We start from the raw sequence: 26022 nt of genomic DNA, 5'->3' as shown, positions 1-26022 counted from the left end.
CATATCGTTGGGGCCAGGCCCGATTTTGCCTCTTGACAATGTCCTGCTCATATTAAAAGGAACGTCCCCAAGTGCCGGCACGAGAAAGACAGCGCTGCGGGAAACGATCCGCAGTGCTGTCTTTCTTTATGCAAATACGATCAAGTTATCCCTGTGTATCGCCGGCTTCTCGGCCAGGTTAGCGAGCAGGCGGTTGCTGGCGATCTGGTCCTGGCGGCGACCGGCAGCAAGTTCCAGCACGTCCGAATCGGCCTCGGCGATACCGCGGGCGACGACCATACCGCTCGGATCGCACACATCGAGCACATCGCCCTCGGCAAACTGGCCATCGACCTCGCGAATACCCACCGCAAGCAAGGAAGAGCCACGGCTAACCAGCGCCTTCGCAGCACCATCATCAACCGTCACCGACCCATGTGCCTTGTCGCCCAGCGCGATCCACAGCTTGCGGGGCGCGATGTCCAGACGCTCCGCCGGCGGATCGAACAGCGTGCCCACGCTCTCGCCGCGGGCGAGGCGCACGAGCGCATCGGGCTCCTCGCCCGAGCAAATCACGCTCTGAATGCCCGCCGTCATCAGGATGCGACTCGCGCGGATCTTGGTAATCATGCCGCCCGTGCCCACCGATGTGGAAGAATCGCCCGCCGAGGCAATAATCTTGGCATCGATCTTATGCACGACAGGAACAAACTCGGCCGTGGGGTCCTCATGCGGATTGGCAGTATAGAGACCATCGATGTCCGAGAGCGTCACGCACAGATCGGCAGATACCAGGCAGCTCACGAGCGCCGCCAGTGTGTCGTTGTCGCCAAACTTGATCTCGTCGACGGTAACGGTGTCGTTCTCGTTGACGACCGGCACCACGCCCAGCTCCACCAGACGCAGCAGGGCGTCGCGCGCGTGCAGGTAGGACGTGCGACGCGCCGTGTCGTGACGCGTGAGCAGCACGAGCGAGGTGAGCAGGTCGCGCGCATGGAACTCCTCGTCGTAGGCCGACGAGATGATGCACTGACCAGCCGAGGCGCAGGCCTGCAGGCTCGGAAGGTCGCCGACCGGCTTGCGGTCGAAGCCCAACACGGGATAGCCACAGGCAATAGCGCCCGAGCTCACCACGACCAGACGCCAGCCGAGCTTGCGCAGCGCTGCGGCTTGATCGGCAAGTCCGCCGATAAAGGCGCGGTTGACCTTGCCATCGGCGCCCACCACCGTGGACGAACCGATCTTTACCACCATCGTTTTATAAGAAGTCGTCATACGTCAAACCAATCAACTGTTCAGCGAACGGCCGAGCTGGCGGCCAAGGGAGCGTGACTCGCCCCTACCGCCCAAGGAATCATTTTGCCCAGGGGAAAGCCGAGGCCACGGCCATATTCTTGCGCACGAGCTCGTCGCGCACCTGGGCCAGGCCCTGTTCCATACCCACCACGTAGGTCTGCGGATACAGGAAGCGCTTGAAAGCCGCATCCAGATGATCGAGCGCCCAAACACAGCGCTCGCGCGCGTCCTGGATGCTCTCACGCGGAGCCACCGCACTGCCGTCGCGCACGATCGGCACCAACAGCTCACGATACACAAGTTCGGACACGTCGGTCACCAGGGCGGCATCATTCACGGCCACGAGGGTATTGCCGCGCGCGGCGCCCTCCCCCGCCAGATGGTCCTCGTCGTAGATCATGTCGCAGACCGGGCCGCCAAAGCCGTCGTAATAACGGCGCACGCGCTGTACGCCCGGGATCGTGCGCTTATAGGGCTGCTCGGAGAGCTTGACCACCGGCGTCCACGGGTCGGCCTCGCTCGCACGGCGGGCGGAAAGCTTGTACACGCCGCCCAGCGCCGGCTGGTCGTAGCAGGTCGCGAGCTTAGTACCCACGCCAAAGCTATCGATGGGCGCGCCCTGGTCGAGCAGCGACTGAATCGTGTACTCGTCCAGGTCGTTGGACACCGAGATACCCACATAGGGCAGGCCCTCGGCATCAAAACGGCCGCGAACATACTTGGAGAGCTTGGCAAGGTCGCCGGAGTCGATGCGAATAGCCGACAGGCGCTCGCCCACCGCCTCCATCTCCTTGGCAACCGTAATGGCATGCGCGCAGCCCTCGCGCACGTCATAGGTGTCGATGAGCAGCGTGCAGTTCTTGGGGCTCGACTTGGCAAAGGCGCGGAAGGCCTCGAGCTCGGAATCGAAGCTCATCACCCAGCTGTGCGCATGCGTGCCAAAGACGGGAATACCGTAGCGGCGGCCGGCGAGCACATTGGACGTAGAGGAGCAGCCGGCAACGTAGCTCGCGCGCGCAACAGCTAGGCCGCCATCGGGGCCCTGGGCACGGCGCAGGCCAAACTCCGCCACGGGGCGACCGTCAGCGGCGAGCACCACGCGCGCCGTCTTGGTGGCGACAAGCGTCTGGAACCCGACGATGTTGAGCAGCGCCGTCTCGAGCAGCTGGCACTCCAGCGCGGGGCCGGTGACGCGCACCATGGGCTCGCGCGGAAAGACGAGCTCGCCCTCGGGCACGGCGTCGATGTTTACATGCGCACGAAAATCGCGCAGATAGTCGAGGAATGCGGACTTAAACATCGCGCCGCCGGCCGGGGCCTCAAGCGATGCGAGGTAGTCGATATCCTCGGGCGTAAAGCGCAGGTTCTCGACCAGCTCGGGCAGCTCGGCGGTGCCGCACATGACGGCATAGGCGCTGCCAAAGGGATGGTCGCGGTAAAACGCGGTAAAACAACCCTGCTCATTGGCCTTGCCGCTCTCCCACAGGCCCTGGGCCATAGTGAGCTCGTACAGATCGGTGAGCATTGCAATGTCGGTGGGATGCGAGATGTCGGTCAAAGCCATGGGGCGACCTTTCGGATGTGTGGTACAGAATTTGAGGGTTAGACGAGAGCAGAGGATGCGGACATAACGCCCGATGCAAATAGGTTAGAGCAGGCCCATGCTGGTCAGGATCGTGTAGCCCATAAAGATGACAAACGCGATGAGGGCAAGGACAATGATGATTTTTTGAGCCGGCGCCATGCCAGGGATCTCGTTCTCGCCCGTAGGTTCCTTGGAGGTAACCATGCGCTGGGCAAAGGTCATCTCGTCACGGCTCGGCTTGGGCTCGACGGACTTGGGACGAGCGGCCTTTTTAGGCTGAGGTTTGGGCGCGGCAGGTGCAGGCTTCGCAGCAGCGGGCTTGGGTGCGGGCGCGGGCTTGCGCTCGGATGCGGCGTTCGAGGCGACCTCCTCGGCCTTCGCACGCTCGGCGCGCAGGGCAGCCAGCTCCTCACGCTCGCGACGGGCCTCTTCCCGAGCCTCGCGGCGGGCCTTCTCAGCGCGGAGCTCTTCCAACTCAGCGCGCTCCTCGTCGGACAATGGTTGGGACTCAAGCTCGGCCATGGTATAGCCCTTTCTTTTAAAAAAAGCCGCCGACACAATGTCAGCGGCTTATCAAATCCAAGGGTGGAGACGAAGGGAGTCGAACCCTCGGCCTCTGCCATGCGACGGCAGCGCTCTCCCAACTGAGCTACGTCCCCAGGACAAGTCGATATTTTACCTACGGCTCGCCAACTGTCAACGCCCAATAACCAGTCTTTTTGGGGCGCGGCTATTTTGGCAACTTTTCGAACAGGCGATCCTCTCGATGATTTTTTATCCCCGTCCCAGAAAAATCATCGACGAACGCACTACTTTGCGCTGGTAAGAACACCGGTGGTGTCGAAGGCCGGGGTGAAGCTCTCGTCTACCGCGCCGCCCTCTTGCCAGAACATCGTCGTAAAACCCAGGTCGTCGGCATGGTCGAGCACCTGCTCGTACTCCTCACGCGTCACGGCGCGTGCCAGGTCGCCGCCCTGCTCGCGCATGAGCGCATTGGGCGTGTACTGGTTCATAACCGAGATCGGCACGTCGCCCACCGTCTGCCACACCAGGTCCAGCACGCGACACGAATCGTCTGCATGCCCCGGAAGCACCAGGTGACGCACGATCATGCCACGCTTCATAAGCCCGTCCTCGTCCACCAACTCTCCCCCGCGGCGCTCGATCTCGCGCGCCATCTGGGCCAGACCCGACACGGCCACACGCGGGTAATCCTTTATATGGGAGAGCGACTGCGCAAGCCCGGCATCGGCATATTTAAAGTCGGTGAGCCACACATCGGCCAGGTCGCCCAGCGCCGCCACGGCACTCGCGCGCTCGTAACCACTCGTGTTGTAGACGATTGGGATAACCAGTCCGCGCGCCCGTGCCGCGGCAATCGCAGCAGGCAACAGGTGCGCATAGTGCGTCGCCGTCACCAAATTGATGTTGTTGGCACCCTGGTCCTGCAGTTCCAGCATAATCTCGACCAGGCGCTCAGGCGAAATCTCAAGGCCAAAATTGCCGGTCGAGATCTCGTGGTTCTGGCAGTAGATACATTTGAGCGAGCAGCCGCTAAAGAAGATCGTGCCCGAACCGGCCTCGCCCGAGATAGGCGGCTCCTCCCACATATGAAGCGCGGCGCGGGCCACCTTGAGCGTGTCGTTAGCACCGCAGACGCCGTGCGCGCCCTCATCGCGCGCCGCACCGCAACGGCGCGGACACAAATGGCAGGCGGGCGAAAAAAGTTCGGTCAACGACGTCGGCATAAAACCATGCTCCAAAACAACGATTCAGCAGCTCAAACGTAAAGGGATCAACCCCACAGACGGCTCGAGCCCAAGGCGCCGTAATCGTCCGACACGATTTTTGTAATGTCAAGACTGGAATCGATAAAGTGCCGCTTTATGATGTAGGTATTCCGCCCCCCGCGGAGCAACTGGGTGAACCGTCGCGTTTATTTAGGGAGCCCACACAGTCGTACCTAGTACAGGTATCCTTCGTTGTTAAGGACGCTGGAACAGTCGATGAGGGCACCCACCTGTTTTAGGTGGGTTCATTTTTGTAACGTGGGGGGTGGTTTTCTTTTGCCGAAAATCACCATTACAGTCCATATGGATCCCCGCCGGCATCCCGACAAGCCATCGACAACATCCCAATATCTGGTAAGCGCGTGATTATCGCTGCGTGCAATTCCATGCACCCACCTTGGTCGAGTATTATGGTTCGGCTATGCCCTTTGCGCATGGCGTTCTTCTGACCTTTTCCTTCGACGCTTGGCGGTTTTTAGATTCATGGCTTCATCCCCGAGCTACATACCGTACCTATGCGTGGCAGCGGCGGCCTTTATCACGACCTTCCTCGCGGTGCCCCTGGTCAAGCGCTTGGCAATTAAGCTCGATGCCGTCGACTATCCTTCTAAGCGCCGCATCAACACCAAGCCCATCCCACGTTTGGGCGGAGCGGCGGTGTTTTTGGGCCTGGTCGTTGCCTGCATTGTGCAAATCCTAGGCACCTGGTACCTAGGCTGGCCACCCGTCCTGGTGCCGCACCCGCGCCTTCACATTAGCTATCCCATGCTGGCGCTCTCCTTTACCGTCATCTTTGCGACCGGCGCTATCGACGACGTCTTCCAGCTCACGCCCAAGCAAAAGCTGGCCGGACAAGTCCTCGCCGCGCTTATCGCCTGTATCGGCGGCCTAAAAATCGGCGTCATCGTCAACCCGTTTGCCCCCGGCGAGATCATGCTCGGATGGCTCGCCTACCCCATCACCGTAATCTATCTGGTGGCATTCACCAACATCATTAACCTCATCGACGGCCTCGACGGCTTGGCCACGGGCATCTGCGGCATCGCGTCGTTCACCATGTTTTCGATGGCCGTTCTCTCGGGCCGCATCGACGCCGCCGCGCTCTCCATTGCCCTCTTTGGCGCCTGTCTGGCCTTTTTGCGCTACAACTTCAACCCCGCAAGCATCTTCTTGGGCGACTCGGGGTCGCTGCTTCTGGGCTTTGCACTGGGCTCCATCTCGCTGCTCAACGTGAGCCGCACCGCCGCACTCACCTCGCTTATCATCCCGCTCATCGTTGCCGGCGTGCCCATCATCGACACGTTTAGCGCCATTGTGCGCCGCAAGCGCGCCCACATTAGCATCGGGCAGGCCGACAAGGGCCACATCCACCACCGCCTGATCCAAGAAGGCTACAACCAAAAACAGGCCGTGCTGCTCATCTATGCCTGGTGCATCATGCTTTCGGCCGGCGCCGCCGCCATCAATCAGGTCGAGGTGCCCATGCGCGTGCTCATTTTTACCGTGCTCGCCATTGGCTCGGCTGCCTTCGCCAAGCACCTACACCTGTTTGAACCCGTGCTGCGCCACCATTACAACAAGCGCACGCACGAAGATGAGCTGGTCACCCCCGACGACCCCGCTTTTAAGCAGGAGGAGCAGGCAGCCGAGGAGCGCAAAGAAGAGCGCCACCACAAGCTCTAGGGCAAGCTGCCGAGGATGTGCCAAGGCGTTGGCAGCCGTTCGCGCGAACGCCGCGGCGGACTTGAAAGCCGGCCCCTGGCAGTCCCTCACCCACTCACGCCCACCCCTCTCAATAAACACGCTATCATCAAAACCTGCGAACGAACGTTAGGAGCAATCATGCCAAACGAGAACAGCTACGAAGTCGCGCTGCAAAAGAGCAACGCCATTCGCGAGGGCCTGGCCAAGACGCCCGAGAAGTTCACCATGCTTACCGGCGACCGCCCCACCGGCCGTCTGCACCTGGGTCACTACTTTGGCACCCTCAAGGGCCGCGTGGAGCTGCAGAACATGGGCGCCAGGACCAACGTACTCATCGCCGACTACCAGGTCATCACCGACCGCGACACCACCGAGCACATCCAGGACAACGTGTACAACATGGTCATGGACTACCTTGCCTGCGGCATCGACCCCGACAAGACCATGATCTACGCGCACTCCGCCGTGCCCGCAGCCAACCAGCTCATGCTGCCGTTCCTGTCGCTGGTCTCCGAGGCCGAGCTGGCGCGCAACCCCACGGTTAAGGCCGAGATGGAGGCCTCGGGCCACGAGCTCACCGGCCTTCTGCTCACCTACCCGGTACATCAAGCCTGCGACATCCTGTTCTGCAAGGGCAACGTGGTACCCGTCGGTCGCGACCAGCTGCCGCACATCGAGCTTACCCGCACCATCGCCCGCCGCTTTAACAACCGTTACGGCAAGGTGTTCCCCGAAGTCGACGCGCTGCTGTCCGAGACCCCGCTACTGCCCGGCCTTGACGGTCGCAAGATGAGCAAGAGCTACGGCAACGCCATCAACATCTCGATGACCGCTGAGGAGACGGCCAAGCGCATCAAGAAAAGCCAGACCGACTCTGAGCGCATGATCACGTTCGATCCCGAGAACCGCCCCGGCGTGTCTGGGCTGCTTTCGACAGCCGCCATCTGCACCGGTCGCTCCGAGGTCGAGATTGCCGAGGAGATCGGCATGGGCGGCTCCGGCCAGCTCAAGAAGTACGTGACCGAGGTCGTCAACGAGTACTTCGCACCTATCCGCGAGCGTCGCCAGCGCTACGAGAACGATCTGGATTACGTGAAGGACGTGCTGCACGAGGGCAACCGTCGCGCCAACGAGATCGCCGAGCAGACCCTGGCAGAGGTTCAGGACGCCATGGGCATGGTGTACTAGACCGATTTGCTGGCTTGAGTTTTCGATTGCTTTAGGGCGGGCGCTACGGCGTCCGCCTTTTTTGGAGCCGGACCGCTTCGGCTCCGTCCATCGCACCCCCTCGACAAACAGGAACAGGCCCGCCGGCAGCTAGTTGCCAGCGGGCCTGTTCCCGAAGTACACCGTTGAATCGCACAGAGGGGAGGAATGCGAATCAAACTCAACAGGGCAGGCTTTTTCATCGCCTATTGCCTGCTCCGTTGCTGAAACCAATATAGTTCACCGTGGTTTACTTTCTGACGGCAAAGTACGCCACCACACCTTCTCCATAAGTTAGCTCTGGTAAACCTACAGCGTAAAACCACCACAAAGGGGACAGGCGCCTTTGTGGTGGTTTTCGCCACGGCAGAACCGCTAGAGCCCGGCAGGCCAGCGACAGGCGGCCAAGTCGACGTGCATGTCGTCCTTAAACGCCACACCTTCCCCTAGCAAAAGCTCACGTTGAGCATCGGGACCGCCAAAAGCGAAGCCCTCGCATATGTGCCCGTCGGCAAACACCACGCGGTGACAGGGAATCTCGCCGGGGCGCGGATTACTATGCAGGGCATACCCCACGTACCGCGCACTTCGTGGACGACCGGCAAGCAGCGCCACCTGGCCATACGTGGCGACCATCCCCTCGGGGATCTGCTCGACCACCTCGTACACCCGTTCAAAAAAGCCCTCAGACGCCATTGCTCGCTCCCTTCCACCCGGAAAAGCATAAACCACCACAAAGGTGCCTGTCCCCTTTGTGGTGGTTTATGGCAGGTCGGTTAGTTGGCGGGCTGGAAGAAGGCTACGGCGACGGCGCCGGGGCCTACGTGGGTGCCGATGGTGGCGCCGATGGTGTGAACGGGCAACTCGCCCTCGGTGTGGCCAGCCCACAGTGCCGCGCTGTCCTCGACATACTTCTTGAGCACCGCATCCGAAAGGCCCGTATAGCCCAGCGCCAGCGGCATGGAAAAGTCGATGCCGCCTGACTTTTCGACCTTTTGGTTCAGCAGGTTGCGGCCGTTCTTGGAACCGCGCGCCTTGCCCAACTGCACGATAAGGCCGTCCTCGACGGCCACCACGGGCTTCACGTTGAGCAGCGTGCCCACGGCGCCGGCCGCAGCAGATAGACGACCGCCGCGAACCAGGTACTCCAGCGTCTCGAGCAGGCCGATGACGACCACGCGGTCACGGACGGCCTCGACGGCCGCCGCGATCTGGGCCGCACTACGGCCCTCGTCCACCAGGCGCAGGGCATACTCGACCAGGACACGCTCACCCAGAGTGACGTTGTTGCTATCCACCACGTACACGTCGCCGCCCGGCGCCTCGGCAAGTGCGGTACGGGCACTCTGATTGGTGCCCGAAAGCTTAGCGCCCACGGTAATAATCACAGCCTCATCGCCGGCATCACGCGCCTCGGCAATAGCCTGCGAAAACGCGTACGGGTTGACCTGGCCGGTCTTGGGCAGCTCATCGCGCTCCACGAGCATCTCGTAAAAGCGCTGGTGATCGATGTCGACGCCATCCATGTACACATCGGTGCCAAAGGTGACGGACAGCGGCAGAACACGCAGAGCGGGGTGCTCAGCCGGCGACATATCGCTCGCGGAATCGGTAATAATACGAATGGACATAGCGAATCCTTTCTTTCGCGGACCTCTCGCGGGGAATTTTGACAGCAATGCCCCGGCACGGCATACGCACTCAAACGGGACTATGCAGTTGTTAATTGGAAGCAAATGCCTTGGCGGCCTTAGATCTCGCGCAGGGTGTTGAGAATCGTGCGCAGCGACGCATACATCTGCTCGCGCTGCTCCACACCCATAGCCTTACCGGTGGTATCGAGCACCTCGCGAATGATGCGGTCCGCCTCGCTCATGCTCTCGCCGCCCAGAGCGGTCAGGCGCACCGGAGCACGATACTTAACGGCGGCATCGCCCGAATCATCGACCTCGACGTAGCCACCCTCCTCCAGATGCGCCAGCGTACGCGAGACGGCGGCGCGGGTCACGCCTGCCATGCGAGCCAGGTCGGCGCCAGTCAGGCCGTCCTTGCTGCGCTCAAGATAGTACAGGCACATAACGTCGGAGCCCTTGAGACCCAGCCTTGCGCCCTCAGACGTCTTAATGCGCTGGATCTCCTTGTAGAGTCCGCTGATCAGTCCGACAAAGTCCTCGAAACGTGTCTCGTCGCTCTGCTGCATGGGAGACGACCGCCTTTCGCTTGCATAATGCTAACGGGTAAACATCTTAGCCGTACTTAACGGCCGGCAGCCCTGCACGCCCTATTTGTTAACCCATCAACATAAAAACCACCACAAAGAGGACAGGCACCTTTGTGGTGGTTTGGGGCATCAATAGGTTCTAGACGCCGCTACAGCTCCATGCAAGGATTGTCGCGGGTCACAAGCGTCTTAATGACAACCGTCGCTCCCAGATAGCGCTCAAGCAGCTCGGCTAAGCGATCGATCGCAGCCTGGCAATCCCCCATCCGCTCGGACTCCACGCACTCAATCGCCAGGAACGCATCGGCCGAATTATCGGACAGCGCCGTGCGAACGCCGTCGCGCCAGTTCCAGCAGCGGCACACAGCGCCCGCATCGTCGATGTAGGCGAGCTCGCCGGGCAGCGTCGGATCGTCCGCCTCCTCGCCAAGCGGCAAGAACGCATCGCCACCGTCGGTCACCTTCAAGCGAAGGTCTCCCTCGATCGCATGCAGATCCTCACCTCCCACGGGCAGCGCGTAGGTCAGCGACACCGTATTGTAAATATCCACCGCGGGCGTAATGTGGCCCACCGGCTTGCCTTTGAGCACGCGTTTGAGCAAGTTCTCGATCGAGCAGCGCGCGCCTTTCTTGGTCTTGAACAGACGATAGGCCTCGCGCCATGCCTTGACCGGTGCGTTCTCGCTGATAGTGTCGCTGGTCAGATGACGCTCCGCATCGATATTGGCGCGGTCGAGCAACGCCGCAATCGCATCCACGTCCTCTTGAGGAATCTGAGCCGTGGGCTTCATGCCCTCCACGACCACAACACCGACCGCTGCCTGCGGAAACAGCTCCCAGAATGAATCCTCGGCAATAAAGCTCTTCATACGCTCTCCCTTCATTGTGCGCGCCCGAGTGAGGGCGCCTAAACAAAAAGCGCCCTTACAACGGCCACCTTCAAAGTCCTACGGTGCCGTCACAAGAACGCTTGCGCTGTCCCCATCCGGAGAAGGGGACGATATGTCAGGCGTATTGTAACCCGAGTCATCCACACGAGCAAAACCACCACAAAGTTGCCTGTCCCCTTTGTGGTGGATATGGACTCACGGCGAAGCTAGTGGCGGAGTCCCAGCAGGCCGCGGCCGTGATGACGGGCCTCGGCGGACACCTGGGCGTGCGGGCCGGCGGCTTTGACGGACTCGGGCAGGTGCGAGTACTTCTTCTCGAAGTTCTCCTCGAACATCACCGCCAGGTTGTCCGCGGCCTCGTCATAGCGCGCGGTGCTCTGCCAGTATTGGCGCGGCACCAGGATGCCATCGGGCACGCCGTGGCACGTCGTGGGAATGTCGACGTTAAAGATGTCGTCGTGCACGAACTCGCTGTCCTCGATGGTGCCGTCGAGGGCGCGCGCGACCAGCGAGCGCGTGTAGGCAAGCTCGATGCGATGGCCCACGCCGTAGCCGCCGCCGATCCAGCCGGTGTTGACCAGGTACACGCGCGTGCGGCCGTCGGCAATGCGCTCGCCAAGCATCTTGGCGTAAACCATGGGGTCGAGCGGCATAAACGGCTCGCCGAACAGCGAAGAGAACGTGGGCGTGGGCTCGGTGACGCCGACCTCGGTGCCGGGAATCTTAGCCGTAAAGCCCGTCACAAAGTGGTACATGGCGGCGTCGGCCGTCAGGCGCGAGATGGGCGGCAGCACGCCAAAAGCGTCGCAAGTCAGGAACAGCACGACACTCGGAGTGGTGCCCATGCCCTTAGTCCACGCGTTAGGAATGTGCTCCACGGGATAGGCCACGCGCGTGTTGTGCGTGATCGAGATGTCGTCGTAGTTGGGCTTGCGGTTCTCGTCGAGCACCACGTTTTCGCAAATGGCGCCAAAACGGACGGCGTTGAAGATCTCGGGCTCGTGGAAGGCGTCCAGGCCCTCGCATTTTGCGTAGCAGCCACCCTCGATGTTGAAGATGCCCATGTCGGACCAGCCGTGCTCGTCGTCGCCGATCAGCAGGCGCGTGGGGTTGGCAGAAAGCGTGGTCTTGCCCGTGCCGGACAGGCCAAAGAACACGGCAGTCTCGTGCGTGACGGGATCCATGCTGGCCGAGCAGTGCATGGGCAGCACGTCATCCTCGACGGGCAGCAGATAGTTCATGACGCTAAAGATCGACTTTTTAATCTCGCCGGAGTAGCCGGTGCCGGCGACCAGAATCACGCGTTCCTGGAAGTTGATGACCACGGCGGCGCTGGAGTTGAGGCCCTTGATGGCAGGATCGCACTGGTAACCGGGCGCTGCGAGCACGCAGAAGTCGGGCTCGCCGGTGCGCGCGATTTCGCGGGCGAGCGGACGGGCGAGCATTTGCTTAATGAAGAGTGCCTGGCTGGCACGCTCGCAGGCAACAAGCAGGCGACGCGTGTGGTTGCGGTCAGCGCCCGCCATGCCGCGCGTGACGAACACGTCGCGCTCGTTGAGATAGTCGACGATGCCGGCCTTGATGGCCTCATAGCTCTCGACGGACAGTGGGCGGTTGACCGCACCCCAGGCGATCTTGTCGTGAACATCGGGGGTGTCAACGATAAAACGATCGTTGGGCGAACGACCAGTGCGCTCCCCCGTCTCGATCACGAGCGCGCCATTAGAAGCCATACGGCCCTCTTTGCGACGAATAGCGTGCTCGACAAGCTCTGCCGCCGGCAGGTCCACCAGCAGACGGGGTTGATTCTCGGCGGGATCTTCAACGAGCGTAATACCAAAGTTGGACAGAACTTCTGCAGGGGTAACACCAGGCATGGGGCCTCCTTTAAAAACGCGACACGTGGACGCGACGCGCACTTTACTCACGTAAAGCCCGTTGTACCCGATATGCAAAAACGTTTTTGCGGCAAGGGCGGCAAGCCCGCCCAACGGTCAAAAATCGCAGGCAAGCGGCCTAGTCATTGGGGACGTTTTTAAACGCCTAGTCATTGGGAACACTCTTGAACAGGCAACATTCAAGGAGCGCCCCCGGATGCCGGCACTTAGGGACGTTCCCAAAGTGCCGGCACATAAGGAACGTCCCTAAGTGCCGACTACAGCGGCAGGTTTTGGCCGAGCATGGCTATGGCGCTCATCAGGACCAGCATGCCGGCAGCGTAGGGCAGCACCGCGCCCAGGAGTTCGGCATCCTTACCGCGCACGTGCACGGCGGCAAGACCAATGGCGAGGGTCTGCGGCGAGATCATCTTACCAGCGGCGACGCCCAGGGCGTTCAATGCGACCATCCAGTAGTCGCTCACACCCAGCGCAGTGGCGGCCTGGCTCTGAATGGGACCAAACAGCATGCCCGAGGACGTGCCCGAGCCGGTCACGAACGCACCGACTGCGCCGATCCACGGAGCCAGAATCGGGTAGAGACCGCCGGCGACCGCAATGCAAAATGCGCTGATCGACGAAATCATGCCGGCATAGCCCATCACCTTGGCGCAGCCCAGCACCGAAAGCATGGTGATAACCGTCGGCATCATCTGCTTCACAGTCGCGGCCAGCACCTCGCCCATCATGCGCGGCGAAGCGCCCTGAATGGCACCGCCGACAAACGCCGCCAGGAAAATCCAGACGCCTGGCGTGTTGATCCACGAAAACGTAAGCATACCGGGATTCTCACCGCAATACACCTGCACATGGCTCGCAAACGGTGCGAGCGCAGCATGTACAGCGGGCATCAGATTAGACGTGCCCAGCAGCAACACAAAGATCAGGATGAAGCACGACCAGGCCGAAAGCGCCGACTTAACGGTGAGCTTCTCCCCCGCCTCGATATTCATGTGAAAGCGTGCGTCCAGATGCCCCGACTTCTCGGCACGCATGGCAAGTGCAGCTGTCAGCGCGAGCGAAACGATGGATCCTACGACCACGGCCAGCTCGGGGCCCACAAACATGGCAACGACCAGAGCCGCGCCGACAAACGACACGCCGGAGAGCAACGCCACGCCGGCAACACCGTGCAGACGCTCGCCCACACTCGCGGCATTGCCCTGGTCATCGGCAACACGGCCCGCAACCAGCACAATAAATAGCGGCATCACCACAAAGAACGGTGCGAGCTGCACCAGCTGAACGGTCGCTAGGTGAAGGGAATCCAAACCCACCAGGTCGGCAACGGACACCGTGGGGATGCCGATGGAGCCGTAGGGCGTGGGCACGCCGTTGGCCAGCAGGCAGATGAGCACGGCAGGCACGGCCTCAAAGCCCAGGCCCGCGAGCATGCCGGCGGGAATGGCGACAGCGGTACCGAAGCCGGCCATGCCCTCCATAAAGCCACCGAAGCACCAAGCCACGAGCAGCGCCAGCAGACGGCGGTCGCTGCTGATGGAGGTGATCATGCTGCCGATCACGTCCATGGCGCCCGTACGAACGCACAGGTTATACGTGAACACCGCGGCGATGATCACCAGGACGATGGGCCACAGAGCCATCAAAAAACCTTCGAGCGAGGCGGTCGCGATCTGCGCTGCCGGCAGGTGCCACCATGCGAAGGCAAGCAAGCACGAAAGGACAAACGATCCGATAGCGGCCTTCCAAGCTGGCCATTTAAAGCACAGCAGCATCACGACCAGCCAAATAATCGGCACAAGAGCCAGTAAGAATGCGGCGACGTCCATAGGTAGAAGCTCCTTGGTACCGCGTGGGCGGCATCGGGGGTGTCACAAAACTTCAACAGGATACCGCACGTTTACCGACTAATTACAGCCGCCCGCCGAAATTATTGAACAATCCGTTCAAAAACACGAACGAACACCGTCGCGTCTATACTAAAGCGCAGCAATAGAAAGGACTCCGCTTTGAGCATCACGCCCCTCGATAGCATTCGCCGCGCCATCGCCCGCCGCAACGGCGTCTCCAACCCCGCTGCATCGAGAGACGGCGCCGCGAAGGCCCAGGGCGGCCGCATCGAGAACGGCCTCTTCCCTGCCTCGCACACTGCCGAGGAACTCGCACGCATCCAAGAGCTGAGTCAGCGCAACGCCGGCGGGCCCGATAGCAGCCAAGCCACACGTCGCCGGCGCGAACGCGATCGCAAGCCCGGCCCCGTCCGCCGCATGGTCAACGCTTGGTGGAACCGTCTGCTCGGTGCCGTCTACGGCGGCGGCTTCTCCATGCAGGAAGCGGAATACGAGGAGCACGCCACCCGCCGCGATTACCTTTGGAACGCTCTCGGCACCGCCGTGTGGGGCTTGGCGTTTCCGCTGCTCACCATCGTGTCCACACAGCTCGTGGGCGCCGAAGAAGCCGGCAAGTTCTCCATCGCCTTTGTCACCGGCACGCTCATCATGATCGCATGCAACTACGGCGTGCGCAATTTCCAGGTCTCGGACATCGACGAAAAGACGTCCTTCGCCTCCTACCAGCTCAATCGTTGGATCTGCGGAGCGCTCGCCCTAGGCTGCGGCCTCATGTATAGCAGCGCCCGCGGCTATGACGCGCAGATGGCGACGATCGGCCTGGGCGTCTACCTGTATAAGGTCATCGACGGCGTCGCCGACGTGTACGAAGGCCGCCTGCAGCAGGCCGACAAGCTCTACTTGGCTGGAATGAGTCAAACGCTACGCTCCGTCGGCGTCATCGCGGTCTTCAGCGTGGCGCTGTTCTTCACGCGTAGCATGCCCATCGCGGCCATGGCCATGGGCATCGCCGCGATCGCCTCGCTCGTGCTGGTCACCGCGCCGCTCGCCCTGCTCGAGACCGAAAAATCGCGCCGCGTAAGCCTGCGCGAGGTCGGCCACCTGTTTGTCCAGTGCGCCCCACTCTTTGGCGCGCTATTCCTGTTCAATCTTATCGAGAGCATGCCCAAGTTTGTGATGGAAGGAACACTGGCCTACAAATACCAGCTGTACTTTAATGCCCTGTTTTTTCCAGCTCAGGCTATTCTGTTGAGCATTGGATTTGTCTATAAACCGCAGCTCCTGCGCTTGTCGAGCATTTGGGCTAATCCTCGCAAGCGTCGTCGCTTTGACCTGATTATTGTTGCCGTTATGGCGCTGATCGTGGTCATCACCGGCGTGTGCGCCGCATTTATGGCAGGTCCCGGTATTCCCCTCATGAGCTATATGTACGGCCTCAACTTTGAGCGCTACCGCACATTGGCGCTGCTGATGGTCGTCGCCGGCGGCGTCACCGCGGCCATCGACTTTATCTACGCCATCATCACGGTGCTGCGCCATGCCGGCGACGTCACCAAGATCTACCTGATCTGCTTTGCCGTGAGCGTGGTGCTCCCGGTGATTCTGATCAATCTGCTCGGCCTGATGGGCGCCGTCGTGAGCTACCTGGCCATCATGGCCCTACTGCTGGTACTGTTGATTATCGAGTACGCCCACATCCGCCAACGCATAGAGAGGGACCGGAATCCGTACGGCGCCTAATTGCGGCGATGGGAGAAGCTAATTTGCGGTGGAATCACCCCGGCTGGAGTCTCGTTGCGGACACGCAAAACTAAGTGAGTAGACTTTTACCGAATCCCGGACCACACCGACAAAGCACAAGTCCGTGACCAGCGGTTTTATTGAGGCAAATATGTTGGGTGCTCGGCATTTCCAAAAAAGTCTACTCACTTAGCCAGCGGGCAGCCAAATGATTATTTAATCCCCGTCCCTGAAAAATCAATTTGCGGGCAGAAGGGCAAAAGTAGTCAAAAAACCCTTCCCATATTAGCTACCCCTTGCACCGATTATTCGCCCGGGTTGATGTTCGCGTAGAACTCAGCCCCATCATCGAGCCGCAGGATGCCCACGCGGCCGAACTCGGAGCCGGTGGCGGCGGCGCAGTCGATGTCGATGCGATCGGGCACACCAGCAGTGTCCTCGCCGCCCAAGCGCACGATCTGCCCGCGTCCCGATTCCTCATCGAGCCCCGCCAGACCACCGACCTCGCAATAGCGCCCAAGCGATACCGTGGGCGTGTGACCGCTCACCACGACCGGGCCCTTGCCCTCGGCAGAAAGCAGCCCGGTCGACGCATCCCAATAGCCATGACGAATCCACAGCAGGTCATCGGACGACTGCACTGCGAGCATCTGCTGCAGCAGCTCGCGATCGGCACCCACCGCTCCAACGCCATCGGCACAATCGACGCCATGCTCAAGCAAAAACGCCTGCGCCGCCTCGGTCTCAATACCGGCATGTACCAGCAGATACGGGCGCTCCTCGGTCTCGACCACCGCGTAGAGCGGCAGCGCGGCCATCCATCGCACGAGCTCCTCATATGCCTCAAATTCCATGTCGTTGAGCTGCTCGCGCGTCGTCCAGCCACCGTTGATATCCCAGGTCTCGGCATCGAGCGGATCCTGACCAATGATGGCATCGAGCATGATCTGCTCGTGATTACCCTTGAGCACGTGGGCGTTGGGCAGCGAGCGCACGAGCTTAATAACGCCGACCGGATCGGGCCCGCGATCGATCATGTCGCCCAGCACGTACAGCGTGTCGTCGGACGTCAACGAGATCTTAGACAGGGCCTCGTCAAGCGCACGCACGTGCCCGTGAGCATCAGATGTCACATAGATCGCCATGGTACGCCTCTCCTTGCATTGCGGCCGAAGCCCGGCGCCGCAACTAAAACTTCAAGTTGAACTTAAATGTTACCCATTGTACTCCGTTGCAATAAAGCTGGAAAGGGTTTCCGAGCAGAGGCAAAGACGGCAGCCGTCTATGACGATATCGCGCACGCCTGCAATCCAACCCCATAAACCCACCATCTTTGGGTACAAATAACCGCAGACAACTGACCGTGCCACGCCAACCACCCAGGAGCGGACACCATCCATGAACCAGATCCTTCTTTTTATCGGCCTCGTCATCATTTTGTGCCTGACCATCAAACCCGTCGGCAAAAAACTCCCCTTCCCCACCCTGCTCATCTTTATCGCGCTGGGCATGCTGTTGGGCGTCAACGGCCCGGCGCACATCGATTTTAGCGACTACGCGCTTACCGAAACCGTCTGCAGCACGGCGCTGCTGTTCATCATGTTCTACGGCGGCTTTAACACCAATATCGACCGCGCCAAGCCCGTCGCTGCGCCGGCGGTGCTGCTGAGCACGCTCGGCGTCGTCATCACTGCCGGCATCACCGGCGTGTTCGCCCACTTCGCGCTGGGGTTCGACTGGATCGGCGGCCTGCTGCTGGGATCGGTCGTGGCATCCACCGACGCGGCGAGCGTCTTTAGCGTACTGCGTGAGCACAGCCTGTCGCTGAGGGGCGGCACCGACTCGCTGCTCGAGGTCGAATCGGGCTCCAACGATCCCGTCGCCTATATGCTCACCGCCGTGCTCGCCACACTCGCGGCCGGCGGCGACATCAACATTCCCGCACTGCTGGCCAAGCAGATTATCTTGGGCGTGGGCCTGGGCCTCGCCATCGGCTGGGCGGCGGGCCGCCTGATTGAACGCGCGCACGCAACGGCCGAGGGCGCGCAGACCATCTTTTTGTTCGCCGTGGCGATCGTTGCCTACGCGCTACCAAGCTATCTGGGCGGCAACGGCTTTTTGGCTGTATACCTGGCCGGCATTGTGCTGGGTGCCAGCGACATCACCGGCAAAGTCGAGATGGCGCACTTCTTTGACACCCTCACCGAGATGGCAGAGATGACCATCTTCTTTTTGCTGGGCCTGCTCGTTACACCCGCACGCCTGCCGCAAATGCTGCTACCGGGCCTGGCGCTCATGGCGTTTATGCTCTTTGTGAGCCGCCCCATCGCCGTAGGCATGCTGCTGGCGCCGTTTAGGACGAACCCCCGCCAGGTCGCGCTCGTAAGCTGGGCGGGCCTGCGCGGAGCAGCTTCGGTCGTCTTTAGTCTCTTTGCCGTGGTGGCCGGCGTTCCCGGCGGACACGACCTGTTTGACCTGGTGTTTGTGATTGCCGTGTCGAGCATTGTGGTGCAGGGCTCGCTGCTGCCGGCGGTGGCGAAGAAGCTCGATATGATCGATGCGACCGGCGACGTGCGCCGCACCTTTAACGACTACCGCGACGAGGACGGCATGTCGTTTGTAAAGCTCAAGGTGGGCGCTGGACATCCGTTTGCCGGACGCTCGCTCGCGGACATTGGCAGCGCCACAGACATGCTCGTGGTCCTGGTGCTGCGCGACGGGGCGCACCCGGTGCTGCCCAACGGCGATACCGTCATCGATGAAGGTGACCTGCTGGTGATGGCCGCGCCGACGTTTGAAGAGCGTGCCGAGGTTACGCTACGCGAGGTCACCGTGACATCCCACGGTCGCCTGGCCGGCCAGCGCCTGCGCGACGTGCCGCAGGGCAAGCACCCCTTTATCGTCGTGATGCTCAAGCGCGACGGCCAAACGATCATTCCCGACGGCAACACCCTCATATATGCCGGCGACGAAGCCGTCATCGCCACGCTGGCGTCGTAGTGGCCATGGGGTAGCTAATTTGCAACGAAGAGATCAAACGCCTAGAGAACCCCATGCCTTCGCTCGCAGATTTAGATTTGCATGAGGAGTAAAGCAACACCCCCTCATGTAACCATCCTGTAAATCATAGCGGCGCACTCGAGTTTTACCGTGATGCGGTCGCGCCCGGCGCTCCACTGTGCTAAAGTATCCCGAACGTTCAAACGACTACAAGGGGGACTAGAAGATGGCACGTGTGCACAACTTCTCAGCTGGCCCGGCCGCACTGCCCACAAGCGTGCTCGCCGAGATCGCCGACGAGATGATGGACTACCGCGGTTGCGGCATGTCCGTGCTCGAGATGAGCCATCGATCTAGCATGTACCAGCAGATCATCGACGACGCCGAGGCAACCCTGCGCCGCCTGCTGAGCATCCCCGACAACTACCGTGTCCTGTTTTTGCAGGGCGGCGCCACGCTGCAGTTTGCGGGCATTCCCATGAATCTCATGCGCCGCGGCCGCGCCGGCTACGTCGTGACCGGCAACTTTGCCAACAAGGCATACAAGGAGGCCGCCAAGTACGGCGAGGCCATGCTACTCGCGAGCTCCGAGGACACCAACTTCGACCGCATTCCCAGTATGGCCGACATCAACGCGCGCATTGCCGCCGAGGCCGCGGGCGACGGGCTCGACTACGTCTACATCTGCCAGAACAACACCATCTTTGGCACCATGTACCACGAGCTGCCCGATTGCGGCGACGTGCCGCTGGTCGCCGATGTCTCGAGCTGCTTTTTGTCGCAGCCGCTCGACGTTGAGCGCTACGGGCTCATCTACGCCGGCGCGCAGAAAAACGCCGGCGCCGCGGGCGTGACCGTGGTCATCGTGCGCGACGACCTCATCACAGATGGCCCCGCCTTTGCGCAGACGCCGCAGTACCTGGACCTTAAGACCCAGGCCGCCAAGGGCTCCATGCTCAACACGCCCAACACCTTTGGCATCTACGTGTGCGGCAAGGTGTTCCATTGGGTGGAGCAGACCGGCGGACTCGCCGCCATGGCCGAACGCAACTGGGCCAAGGCCAACCTGCTCTACGACCTGCTCGAGCACAGCGAGCTGTTCCATGGCACCGCGCAGGCCGACAGCCGCTCCATCGCCAACGTCACCTTCCGCACCGGCGACGCCGAACTCGACGCGGCCTTTGTCGCAGGCGCGGCCAAGCACCAGATTCAAAACGTCAAGGGCCATCGCCTGGTGGGCGGCATGCGCGCGAGCGTCTACAACGCCGTGACCATGGAAGACACGCAGGCACTGGCCTCGTACATGAAGGACTTCGAAGCGCAGCATAGTTTGAGTCCGCGATCTAACTAGCCCGCAACGCGCGGGCCGACCAGCCACTTCAAACCACCCTGTTTAGATCAAAACCTGCTAAGGAGTTTTTTCATGCGCAAGATTAAGACCATCGACGACATTACCAAAGACGGCAAGGTCGAGTTTGGCGAGGGCTACGAGTTTGTGAGCACCGCCGAGGAGGCCGACGCCATCCTGATGCGCTCCACCGATCTGCACGGCTGCGAGCTGCCCGAGGGCATCCGCGCCATCGCCCGCTGCGGCGCCGGCGTCAACAACATCCCAGTCGAGGAATACGCCAAGAAGGGCGTCGTTGTCTTTAACTCCCCCGGTGCCAACAGCAACGCCGTCAAGGAGCTCGTCCTGGGCATGCTGGTGCTCTCGAGCCGCGGCGTGGTGCAATCGATGAACTGGGTGCGCGACAACGCCGACGACCCCGAGATTCAGGTCGATGCCGAGAAGGCCAAGAAGGCCTTTGTGGGCCGCGAGCTCAAGGGCAAGCGCATCGGCGTCATCGGTCTGGGCAACGTGGGCTCCAAAATCGCCAACGCCTGCGTCGACCTGGGCATGGACGTCTACGGCTACGACCCGTTCATTTCCGTTGAGCACGCGTGGGTGCTGAGCCGCGAGGTGCAGCGCGTGGGCACGCTCGAGGATCTCTGCCGCGGCTGCGACTACCTTACCGTGCACGTGCCCAGCAAGGCAGACACCATCGGCATGATCAGCACCCAGCAGATTAACCTGCTGGCCCCGGGCGCCGTCCTCATCAACTACGCGCGCGATACCATCATTGACGAGGACGCCGTCGACGCCGCCCTGCGCGAGGGCAAGCTGAGCTGGTTTAGCTGCGACTTCGCCACGCCCAAGACCGTCAAGATGCCCAATACGTTTATCACCACGCACTCGGGCGCCGGCACCGGCGAGGCTGAAGCCAACTGCGCAGACATGGCCATCAGCGAGCTCAAGGATTATCTGGAGAACGGTAACATCGCCCACAGTGTCAACTACCCCGCTTGCAACATGGGCAAGGCGCGCGCTGCAAGCCGCATTGCCTGCCTGCATGCCAACGTGCCCAACATGATCGGCCAGATCACGGCCATCCTGGCCAAGGACAACGCCAACGTGCAGCGTATGACCAACGAGTCCGCCGGAGAGAACGCCTACACCATGTTCGACACCGACGAGCACCTGGACAGCAGCACCATCGAGGCGCTCAAGCAGATTCCGTCGATGTATCGCGTGCGCGTGATCAAATAGCGCCGGCTGATCTGACGGGCAGTTCCCCATGTGGCCTGCCCGTCGCTGACATTGAATGCCCGCGGGGGCGCCTTTCGCACGAGAGGCGTCCCCGTTTTTGTGAGCCCTCCATTAAATGCACCGAGCCGCTTCTTGGCATACAATCTGTATGTTGACCTAACTATCTGTGAGGTGCCTATGGTTGATACAGATTTTGCTTGGCGGCTTACGCAAGGGCTCGTGCGGATCGACAGTTCCGACCCAGGTGCGTATGAGGGCGAGATTGAACGCCATATCAAAGCGTTGGTTGAGGAACGGTTGGCGCAGCTGAGCCATCCGGTACTCGATGCCGTGCAGGTTGAGGAACTCGAGGTGCTGCCCGGGCGCCGCAACCTTATGGTCACCGTGCCGGGACTGAGCGACGAGCCACGGCTCGTCTATATCTGCCATATGGATACCGTTACACTGGGCGATGGCTGGGACGCGGACATTCCGCCGCTCGGAGCGATCGTGCGCAACGATAAACTCTATGGCCGCGGTGCCTGCGATATGAAGGGTGGCCTGGCCTGCGCCATTGCCGCACTGGTCCATACGCTCGAGCGCGTGGCGGCAGAAGGCAAGCTGCCCCGCCGTGGCTTCTCACTCATTTGCTCGGTCGACGAGGAGGACTTTATGCGCGGCTCAGAGGCCACGATCGATGCTGGCTGGGTCGGCTCGCGTGAATGGGTGCTGGACACCGAGCCCACCGACGGACAGATCCAGGTGGCGCACAAGGGGCGTACGTGATTCGAGATTGAAATGACTGGCGTGACGGCGCATGCGAGCCAGCCCTGGAAGGGCGCGGATGCCGTCGCTGCCATGGCCGAGGTCGTGTGTTCGCTCCGTCGCGCGTTTATGGCGTTGCCCGCGCACGATGAGCTGGGGCCTTCGACCATCACGTTTGGCCAAATCGAGGGCGGATATCGCCCCTACGTCGTACCCGACCGCGCCAAAGTCTGGGTCGACATGCGCCTGACCCCGCCGACCGATACGGCCGCCGCGACGCGCATGGTAGAGCAGGCCATCGCCGTCGCCGAAGCCGCCGTTCCCGGTTGCCATGGCAGCTACACCGTAACGGGCGACCGCCCCGCCATCGAGCGCGACCCGAGCTCTCCCCTTCTAGCAGCGCTCAAGCGTGCCGCCGATGACGTGACGGACGCGGACACGACCGTCGGCTTCTTTACCGGCTACACCGACACCGCCGTCATTGCCGGCAAGACAGGTAACCGCAATTGCATGAGCTACGGTCCCGGGTCGCTCGCGCTCGCGCACAAGCCCAACGAATATGTGCCCCACGCCGATATCGTTCGTTGTCAGCAGGTGCTAATCGCGCTCGCCGATAACGTGCTCTGGGACGCGAGCGGCCAAGTTGGGGCATAATAAGCCGCGAACAAACCGACTCGTGCGTTAGGACCGCCCATGAAAGCACTTCCGTTTCCCTGCATCCGCCCGGCTCAGGACCGCGTGCTCGAGGCGCTGCCTGCAATGGGCAGCATCCTGAGCGGCAACGATGCTCTGCGCGGAGCCCTTGCCGATGGTCTGATGCTCAAGGACCCGGGTGCGGCGTATTACGTGTACGAATGCTCGGGCGAGCCGGGACGTGTGACGGGTGTCGTGGCGATCTGCCCGGTTGGTGCGCTGGCGGGCGGCGACGCGGTTGCCGCCGATACGACCGCCGCTGCGCGCGCAATCGCCGACCTCAAGGTACAGCCCCGTCCCGTAACGCTTGTCTACGAAGCCTCTCCCGTCATGGATATCATCCTCGGCGCCGCAAAAGAGGGCGCTTCACTCTATGCCGTCACCGACCCCGCCGGCATTACGCACCGCGTGTGGGAGGTCAAGCGCGAGGACGCCGTCGGGGCCATCCGCGCCATGCTCGACCAGGCGCCGGAGCCGGCACTGGCCGACGACCCTGCCTACGCTGTCGCACTAGTCGAGGCATCACAGCTCCTGGCCGACGATGCACGTGCCGCCGGCACCTACACGGGCAAAGAGCCGTTCAACTTTGCCGTAGCTGCGCTCTTCCCCGCCGCGCAGGTCAGCGGCGGCGCGGCGCAGGTTCCGACGGGTCTGCTCACGCACCAGGTCGCGCGGTTCTAGCAAGACCAGACCGTCCAGCACAAAAATCGGCAGCCCAACAAACAGGGGGCGGAGATGCAGCAGGTACATGCATCTCCGCCCCTTTTGCGTCGAGAAGTTATGCCGACGACCCGTGCCGCCGCGCTCGCGTTATCCGCGCTGCGGACCCGCAGTAGCCACGAGCGGTTCAAGCCCCAGCTCGCGCGCGTAGTCTTCCTGCGTAAAGACTTCGACCAGTTCAAACGTATCGGCCGCATCGTCAAACGCAAAATGCAGCACTGAGCAGTTGCCCGGCACGCGTTCGCGCTCGTCGGCCGCCGCGCCCCGCACGTGGTCCAAAAACTCCTTGATAGCCGAACCGTGGCTCACCGCGAGCACGCACTCGTGGTCCGGACGTCGCATAAGATCGGTTATCGTCGCCGCCATGCGCTCGCGCACCTGCATCTGGCCCTCGCCGCCAAACTGACGATAGAAATCTCGCCACGGGCGCTCGGGCATAAGCATCACGCGCTCGGCCTCAAAGTCGCCAAAGAACCACTCACGCAGACCGTCCAGGCGCTCGTACGCCAAGCCCGGCCACAGGTTGGCGATAGTCTGCTCGGTGCGATGAAGTGTGGAGGTGTAGGCATGATCGGGTTCAATGCCGCGCGCACGTAAGAACATGCCGGCACGCGCCGCCTGGTCGCATCCCAGCTGCGTGAGCGGCGAGTCACTCCAACCCTGAATAATGCGCTTAAGGTTGAATATTGTCTGCCCATGACGAACCAGATACAGGTCTTTATTCATAGGGGTCCTTTCGTTCGTTACCAATCAAGGAGCGAAAACGCACCGTCGCAATAGCCAAAATGAAGCACGGCACCGTTGTCGGGTAGCTCTCCCCTGCCAGTCACATACTCAAGAAACTCCTGGCAGGAAGAGCCGTGGGAGACTGCCAGCACACAGTCGTGCTGCGGCCTGGCCATGATGTGGGAAAGCGCCGCGACCATGCGCGACTGAAGCTGCACTTCCGACTCGCCACCAAAGGCCACCGGATAATCACCCCAGGGCTGCGGCGGCATCTCGCGATTTGATGTACCCTCCAGCGAGCCCAAATGCCACTCGCGCAGGTCATCGACCAGCTCTATCGAGCAGCCCTCACCAGCAATTAGCTCAGCCGTATGCCGCGCCCGGCCCAACGGCGAGGAATACACACGGTCAAAGGTCACGCCACGCGCCTCAAACGCCGCGCGCGTCGCCAGCGCCTGCTCGCGCCCGCGCGCCGTAAGCGGCGAATCGTGCCCACCCTGCAAAATGTTCTGCACATTGAGCTCAGTCTGCCCATGCCGCACCAAATACAAATCTGCCACACGTCCTCCCCTCGCACCACCGCAAAGGGGACAGGTACCTTTGTGGTGGTTTACCGCCGGATCACACCGCGGTGACGCTCAGCTACACCAGTACGTCGGCAAGCGGGCGCTTGGGTACGTGGTGCACCTGCGCCTCGTCGCGCCAGTAATTAATTGAGCCGTCGGGGTTGGAATCGATCGCATCGATCACCTGCGTCTCGGCCGGAACGCCAAACGCCATGATCAGCTTGAGCTCATACTTGTCGCTATCGAGCCCCATGGCATCGATCGCGTGGGGCGTAAAGGCCTTGAACATGCAGGCAGCCACCTCGGGCGTGGCGCTGCGGGCGGCGAGCATCATCGTCTGCGCGGCAATGCCCGTGTCGACCTCAGTAATAGGAGCGGCGGGCTTACCCGGAACGGCGCGCTCGGCAAGAATCGCGATGTAGCCGGTCGGGCGCTCGCCCTCATCGGGACCCGGCCAATCCTTGAGCGCACCGGCCCATGCAAGCTCGTCAAATACACGCGCGCAGTCCTCTGCACCGCTTACCACATGAAAACGCAGACGCTGAGCATTGGCACCACAGGGAGTCAGGTGCGCCAGCTCCGCCAGCTCAAGCAAAAGCTCACGCGGCACGCGCATGGACTCGTCAAAGCGACGGCACGTGCGGGCGCAGCGAACCAACGCATCAAACGCGTCCAAGCCGAGCTTTTCGCAACCCTGCTTTGCCATCGACTCAGCGCTTACCGGCGCTGCGGGAACTGCTTCGTTCATAGGGACCCCCCAATTTCGGGCAATTGTTCTTAGGAAAATCTAACCTAAAACGTAGGCAATAACGAACAGGGCCGCAATG

General features: G+C 61.6%; 23 protein-coding genes and 1 tRNA gene. 9 read left to right on the top strand and 15 right to left on the bottom strand.

Annotated elements, in window-relative coordinates:
- Positions 1-126: 126 nt before the first annotated feature.
- The 5 genes from proB to I4W07_RS07890 all read right to left on the bottom strand — a co-directional run bounded on the left by proB (position 127) and on the right by I4W07_RS07890 (position 4608).
- Positions 127-1254, bottom strand: a complete 1128-nt coding sequence (gene proB, locus I4W07_RS07910; protein ID WP_035137237.1) for a glutamate 5-kinase — start codon at positions 1252-1254, stop codon at positions 127-129.
- A gap of 79 nt (positions 1255-1333) precedes the next feature.
- The gene (locus I4W07_RS07905) at positions 1334-2839 is read right to left on the bottom strand and encodes a nicotinate phosphoribosyltransferase (RefSeq protein ID WP_196026254.1); all 1506 of its coding nucleotides are present in this window, start codon (positions 2837-2839) and stop codon (positions 1334-1336) included.
- A gap of 84 nt (positions 2840-2923) precedes the next feature.
- A complete protein-coding gene (locus I4W07_RS07900; RefSeq protein WP_195645291.1) occupies positions 2924-3382 on the bottom strand; it encodes a hypothetical protein in 459 nt (152 codons plus the stop codon).
- A gap of 64 nt (positions 3383-3446) precedes the next feature.
- Positions 3447-3519 (bottom strand) — tRNA-Ala (locus I4W07_RS07895).
- A gap of 150 nt (positions 3520-3669) precedes the next feature.
- Complete coding sequence (locus I4W07_RS07890) at positions 3670-4608, bottom strand: radical SAM protein (RefSeq protein ID WP_196026252.1); 939 nt, start codon at positions 4606-4608, stop codon at positions 3670-3672.
- Positions 4609-5133: 525 nt separating this feature from the next.
- On the opposite strand from I4W07_RS07890, the gene I4W07_RS07885 reads away from it, so the two are divergent.
- Together I4W07_RS07885 and trpS are read left to right on the top strand one after the other, a co-directional pair.
- Positions 5134-6333 (top strand): MraY family glycosyltransferase, encoded by a 1200-nt coding sequence (locus tag I4W07_RS07885; RefSeq protein WP_195544746.1) that lies wholly within the window; start codon positions 5134-5136, stop codon positions 6331-6333.
- A 159-nt stretch (positions 6334-6492) separates the two neighbouring features.
- Entirely contained in the window at positions 6493-7542 is a 1050-nt protein-coding gene (gene trpS / locus I4W07_RS07880; protein ID WP_196026250.1) for a tryptophan--tRNA ligase, read from the top strand.
- Between the two features lie 393 nt (positions 7543-7935).
- On the opposite strand, the gene I4W07_RS07875 is transcribed toward trpS, so the two are convergent.
- The 6 genes from I4W07_RS07875 to I4W07_RS07850 all read right to left on the bottom strand — a co-directional run bounded on the left by I4W07_RS07875 (position 7936) and on the right by I4W07_RS07850 (position 14398).
- The gene (locus I4W07_RS07875; RefSeq protein WP_035137247.1) at positions 7936-8256 is read right to left on the bottom strand and encodes an MGMT family protein; all 321 of its coding nucleotides are present in this window, start codon (positions 8254-8256) and stop codon (positions 7936-7938) included.
- A gap of 80 nt (positions 8257-8336) precedes the next feature.
- The gene (locus I4W07_RS07870) at positions 8337-9191 is read right to left on the bottom strand and encodes a DegV family protein (protein ID WP_195239497.1); all 855 of its coding nucleotides are present in this window, start codon (positions 9189-9191) and stop codon (positions 8337-8339) included.
- 119 nt (positions 9192-9310) lie between these two features.
- A complete protein-coding gene (locus I4W07_RS07865; protein ID WP_117820503.1) occupies positions 9311-9760 on the bottom strand; it encodes a MarR family winged helix-turn-helix transcriptional regulator in 450 nt (149 codons plus the stop codon).
- A 170-nt stretch (positions 9761-9930) separates the two neighbouring features.
- The gene (locus tag I4W07_RS07860) at positions 9931-10650 is read right to left on the bottom strand and encodes a B3/B4 domain-containing protein (protein WP_196026248.1); all 720 of its coding nucleotides are present in this window, start codon (positions 10648-10650) and stop codon (positions 9931-9933) included.
- Between the two features lie 227 nt (positions 10651-10877).
- Entirely contained in the window at positions 10878-12548 is a 1671-nt protein-coding gene (gene pckA, locus I4W07_RS07855) for a phosphoenolpyruvate carboxykinase (ATP) (protein ID WP_196026246.1), read from the bottom strand.
- A gap of 278 nt (positions 12549-12826) precedes the next feature.
- Positions 12827-14398 carry an L-lactate permease gene (locus I4W07_RS07850; protein ID WP_196026244.1) on the bottom strand — a complete coding sequence of 524 codons (1572 nt, stop codon included), beginning with the start codon at positions 14396-14398 and terminating at the stop codon, positions 12827-12829.
- Positions 14399-14578: 180 nt separating this feature from the next.
- Between I4W07_RS07850 and I4W07_RS07845 the strand changes: the two genes are divergently transcribed.
- The gene (locus tag I4W07_RS07845; RefSeq protein WP_328291091.1) at positions 14579-16159 is read left to right on the top strand and encodes a lipopolysaccharide biosynthesis protein; all 1581 of its coding nucleotides are present in this window, start codon (positions 14579-14581) and stop codon (positions 16157-16159) included.
- Positions 16160-16464: 305 nt separating this feature from the next.
- Here I4W07_RS07845 and I4W07_RS07840 read toward each other — a convergent pair whose 3' ends face one another.
- Positions 16465-17304, bottom strand: a complete 840-nt coding sequence (locus I4W07_RS07840; RefSeq protein WP_022095029.1) for a metallophosphoesterase family protein — start codon at positions 17302-17304, stop codon at positions 16465-16467.
- A 253-nt stretch (positions 17305-17557) separates the two neighbouring features.
- Between I4W07_RS07840 and I4W07_RS07835 the strand changes: the two genes are divergently transcribed.
- The 6 genes from I4W07_RS07835 (at position 17558) to I4W07_RS07815 (ending at position 23864) form a co-directional block, all read left to right on the top strand.
- Positions 17558-19159 carry a potassium/proton antiporter gene (locus I4W07_RS07835; protein WP_196026242.1) on the top strand — a complete coding sequence of 534 codons (1602 nt, stop codon included), beginning with the start codon at positions 17558-17560 and terminating at the stop codon, positions 19157-19159.
- Between the two features lie 226 nt (positions 19160-19385).
- Positions 19386-20510, top strand: coding sequence for a 3-phosphoserine/phosphohydroxythreonine transaminase (gene serC / locus I4W07_RS07830; protein WP_196026240.1), 1125 nt, complete (start codon positions 19386-19388; stop codon positions 20508-20510).
- A gap of 72 nt (positions 20511-20582) precedes the next feature.
- Complete coding sequence (locus I4W07_RS07825) at positions 20583-21746, top strand: phosphoglycerate dehydrogenase (protein WP_196026238.1); 1164 nt, start codon at positions 20583-20585, stop codon at positions 21744-21746.
- Between the two features lie 177 nt (positions 21747-21923).
- Positions 21924-22511: a M20/M25/M40 family metallo-hydrolase gene (locus I4W07_RS09195; RefSeq protein WP_230317557.1), complete on the top strand. Its 588-nt coding sequence runs from the start codon at positions 21924-21926 to the stop codon at positions 22509-22511.
- 12 nt (positions 22512-22523) lie between these two features.
- Positions 22524-23144 carry a M20/M25/M40 family metallo-hydrolase gene (locus I4W07_RS09190; protein ID WP_230317556.1) on the top strand — a complete coding sequence of 207 codons (621 nt, stop codon included), beginning with the start codon at positions 22524-22526 and terminating at the stop codon, positions 23142-23144.
- Positions 23145-23183: 39 nt separating this feature from the next.
- Entirely contained in the window at positions 23184-23864 is a 681-nt protein-coding gene (locus tag I4W07_RS07815) for a DUF1015 family protein (protein WP_195235056.1), read from the top strand.
- A gap of 129 nt (positions 23865-23993) precedes the next feature.
- Here the strand turns inward: I4W07_RS07815 and I4W07_RS07810 are convergent, their stop codons facing one another.
- The 3 genes from I4W07_RS07810 to I4W07_RS07800 form a co-directional block, all read right to left on the bottom strand.
- Positions 23994-24629: a histidine phosphatase family protein gene (locus I4W07_RS07810; protein WP_138374914.1), complete on the bottom strand. Its 636-nt coding sequence runs from the start codon at positions 24627-24629 to the stop codon at positions 23994-23996.
- A 17-nt stretch (positions 24630-24646) separates the two neighbouring features.
- Positions 24647-25189, bottom strand: a complete 543-nt coding sequence (locus I4W07_RS07805) for a histidine phosphatase family protein (protein ID WP_196026236.1) — start codon at positions 25187-25189, stop codon at positions 24647-24649.
- Positions 25190-25271: 82 nt separating this feature from the next.
- Positions 25272-25943, bottom strand: a complete 672-nt coding sequence (locus I4W07_RS07800; protein WP_195235055.1) for a nitroreductase family protein — start codon at positions 25941-25943, stop codon at positions 25272-25274.
- Between the last annotated feature and the right edge of the window lie 79 nt (positions 25944-26022).

Origin of the sequence: Collinsella aerofaciens (assembly GCF_015670745.1) — a bacterium.
GTDB classification, from domain to species: domain Bacteria; phylum Actinomycetota; class Coriobacteriia; order Coriobacteriales; family Coriobacteriaceae; genus Collinsella; species Collinsella aerofaciens_T.
This window is presented reverse-complemented; position numbering and strand designations above follow the sequence as displayed.

Bases quoted from the DNA above. Each gene is read 5' to 3' on its own strand.
- I4W07_RS07885 (WP_195544746.1), top strand. From the start codon at position 5,134: ATGGCTTCATCCCCGAGCTACATACCGTACCTATGCGTGGCAGCGGCG.
- I4W07_RS09190 (WP_230317556.1), top strand. From the start codon at position 22,524: ATGACTGGCGTGACGGCGCATGCGAGCCAGCCCTGGAAGGGCGCGGAT.
- I4W07_RS07835 (WP_196026242.1), top strand. From the start codon at position 17,558: ATGAACCAGATCCTTCTTTTTATCGGCCTCGTCATCATTTTGTGCCTG.
- I4W07_RS07800 (WP_195235055.1), bottom strand. From the start codon at position 25,943: ATGAACGAAGCAGTTCCCGCAGCGCCGGTAAGCGCTGAGTCGATGGCA.
- I4W07_RS07850 (WP_196026244.1), bottom strand. From the start codon at position 14,398: ATGGACGTCGCCGCATTCTTACTGGCTCTTGTGCCGATTATTTGGCTG.
- I4W07_RS07905 (WP_196026254.1), bottom strand. From the start codon at position 2,839: ATGGCTTTGACCGACATCTCGCATCCCACCGACATTGCAATGCTCACC.
- pckA (WP_196026246.1), bottom strand. From the start codon at position 12,548: ATGCCTGGTGTTACCCCTGCAGAAGTTCTGTCCAACTTTGGTATTACG.
- serC (WP_196026240.1), top strand. From the start codon at position 19,386: ATGGCACGTGTGCACAACTTCTCAGCTGGCCCGGCCGCACTGCCCACA.
- I4W07_RS07825 (WP_196026238.1), top strand. From the start codon at position 20,583: ATGCGCAAGATTAAGACCATCGACGACATTACCAAAGACGGCAAGGTC.
- I4W07_RS07890 (WP_196026252.1), bottom strand. From the start codon at position 4,608: ATGCCGACGTCGTTGACCGAACTTTTTTCGCCCGCCTGCCATTTGTGT.
- I4W07_RS07870 (WP_195239497.1), bottom strand. From the start codon at position 9,191: ATGTCCATTCGTATTATTACCGATTCCGCGAGCGATATGTCGCCGGCT.
- I4W07_RS07865 (WP_117820503.1), bottom strand. From the start codon at position 9,760: ATGCAGCAGAGCGACGAGACACGTTTCGAGGACTTTGTCGGACTGATC.
- I4W07_RS07860 (WP_196026248.1), bottom strand. From the start codon at position 10,650: ATGAAGAGCTTTATTGCCGAGGATTCATTCTGGGAGCTGTTTCCGCAG.
- proB (WP_035137237.1), bottom strand. From the start codon at position 1,254: ATGACGACTTCTTATAAAACGATGGTGGTAAAGATCGGTTCGTCCACG.
- I4W07_RS09195 (WP_230317557.1), top strand. From the start codon at position 21,924: ATGGTTGATACAGATTTTGCTTGGCGGCTTACGCAAGGGCTCGTGCGG.
- I4W07_RS07810 (WP_138374914.1), bottom strand. From the start codon at position 24,629: ATGAATAAAGACCTGTATCTGGTTCGTCATGGGCAGACAATATTCAAC.
- I4W07_RS07840 (WP_022095029.1), bottom strand. From the start codon at position 17,304: ATGGCGATCTATGTGACATCTGATGCTCACGGGCACGTGCGTGCGCTT.
- I4W07_RS07815 (WP_195235056.1), top strand. From the start codon at position 23,184: ATGAAAGCACTTCCGTTTCCCTGCATCCGCCCGGCTCAGGACCGCGTG.
- I4W07_RS07900 (WP_195645291.1), bottom strand. From the start codon at position 3,382: ATGGCCGAGCTTGAGTCCCAACCATTGTCCGACGAGGAGCGCGCTGAG.
- I4W07_RS07875 (WP_035137247.1), bottom strand. From the start codon at position 8,256: ATGGCGTCTGAGGGCTTTTTTGAACGGGTGTACGAGGTGGTCGAGCAG.
- trpS (WP_196026250.1), top strand. From the start codon at position 6,493: ATGCCAAACGAGAACAGCTACGAAGTCGCGCTGCAAAAGAGCAACGCC.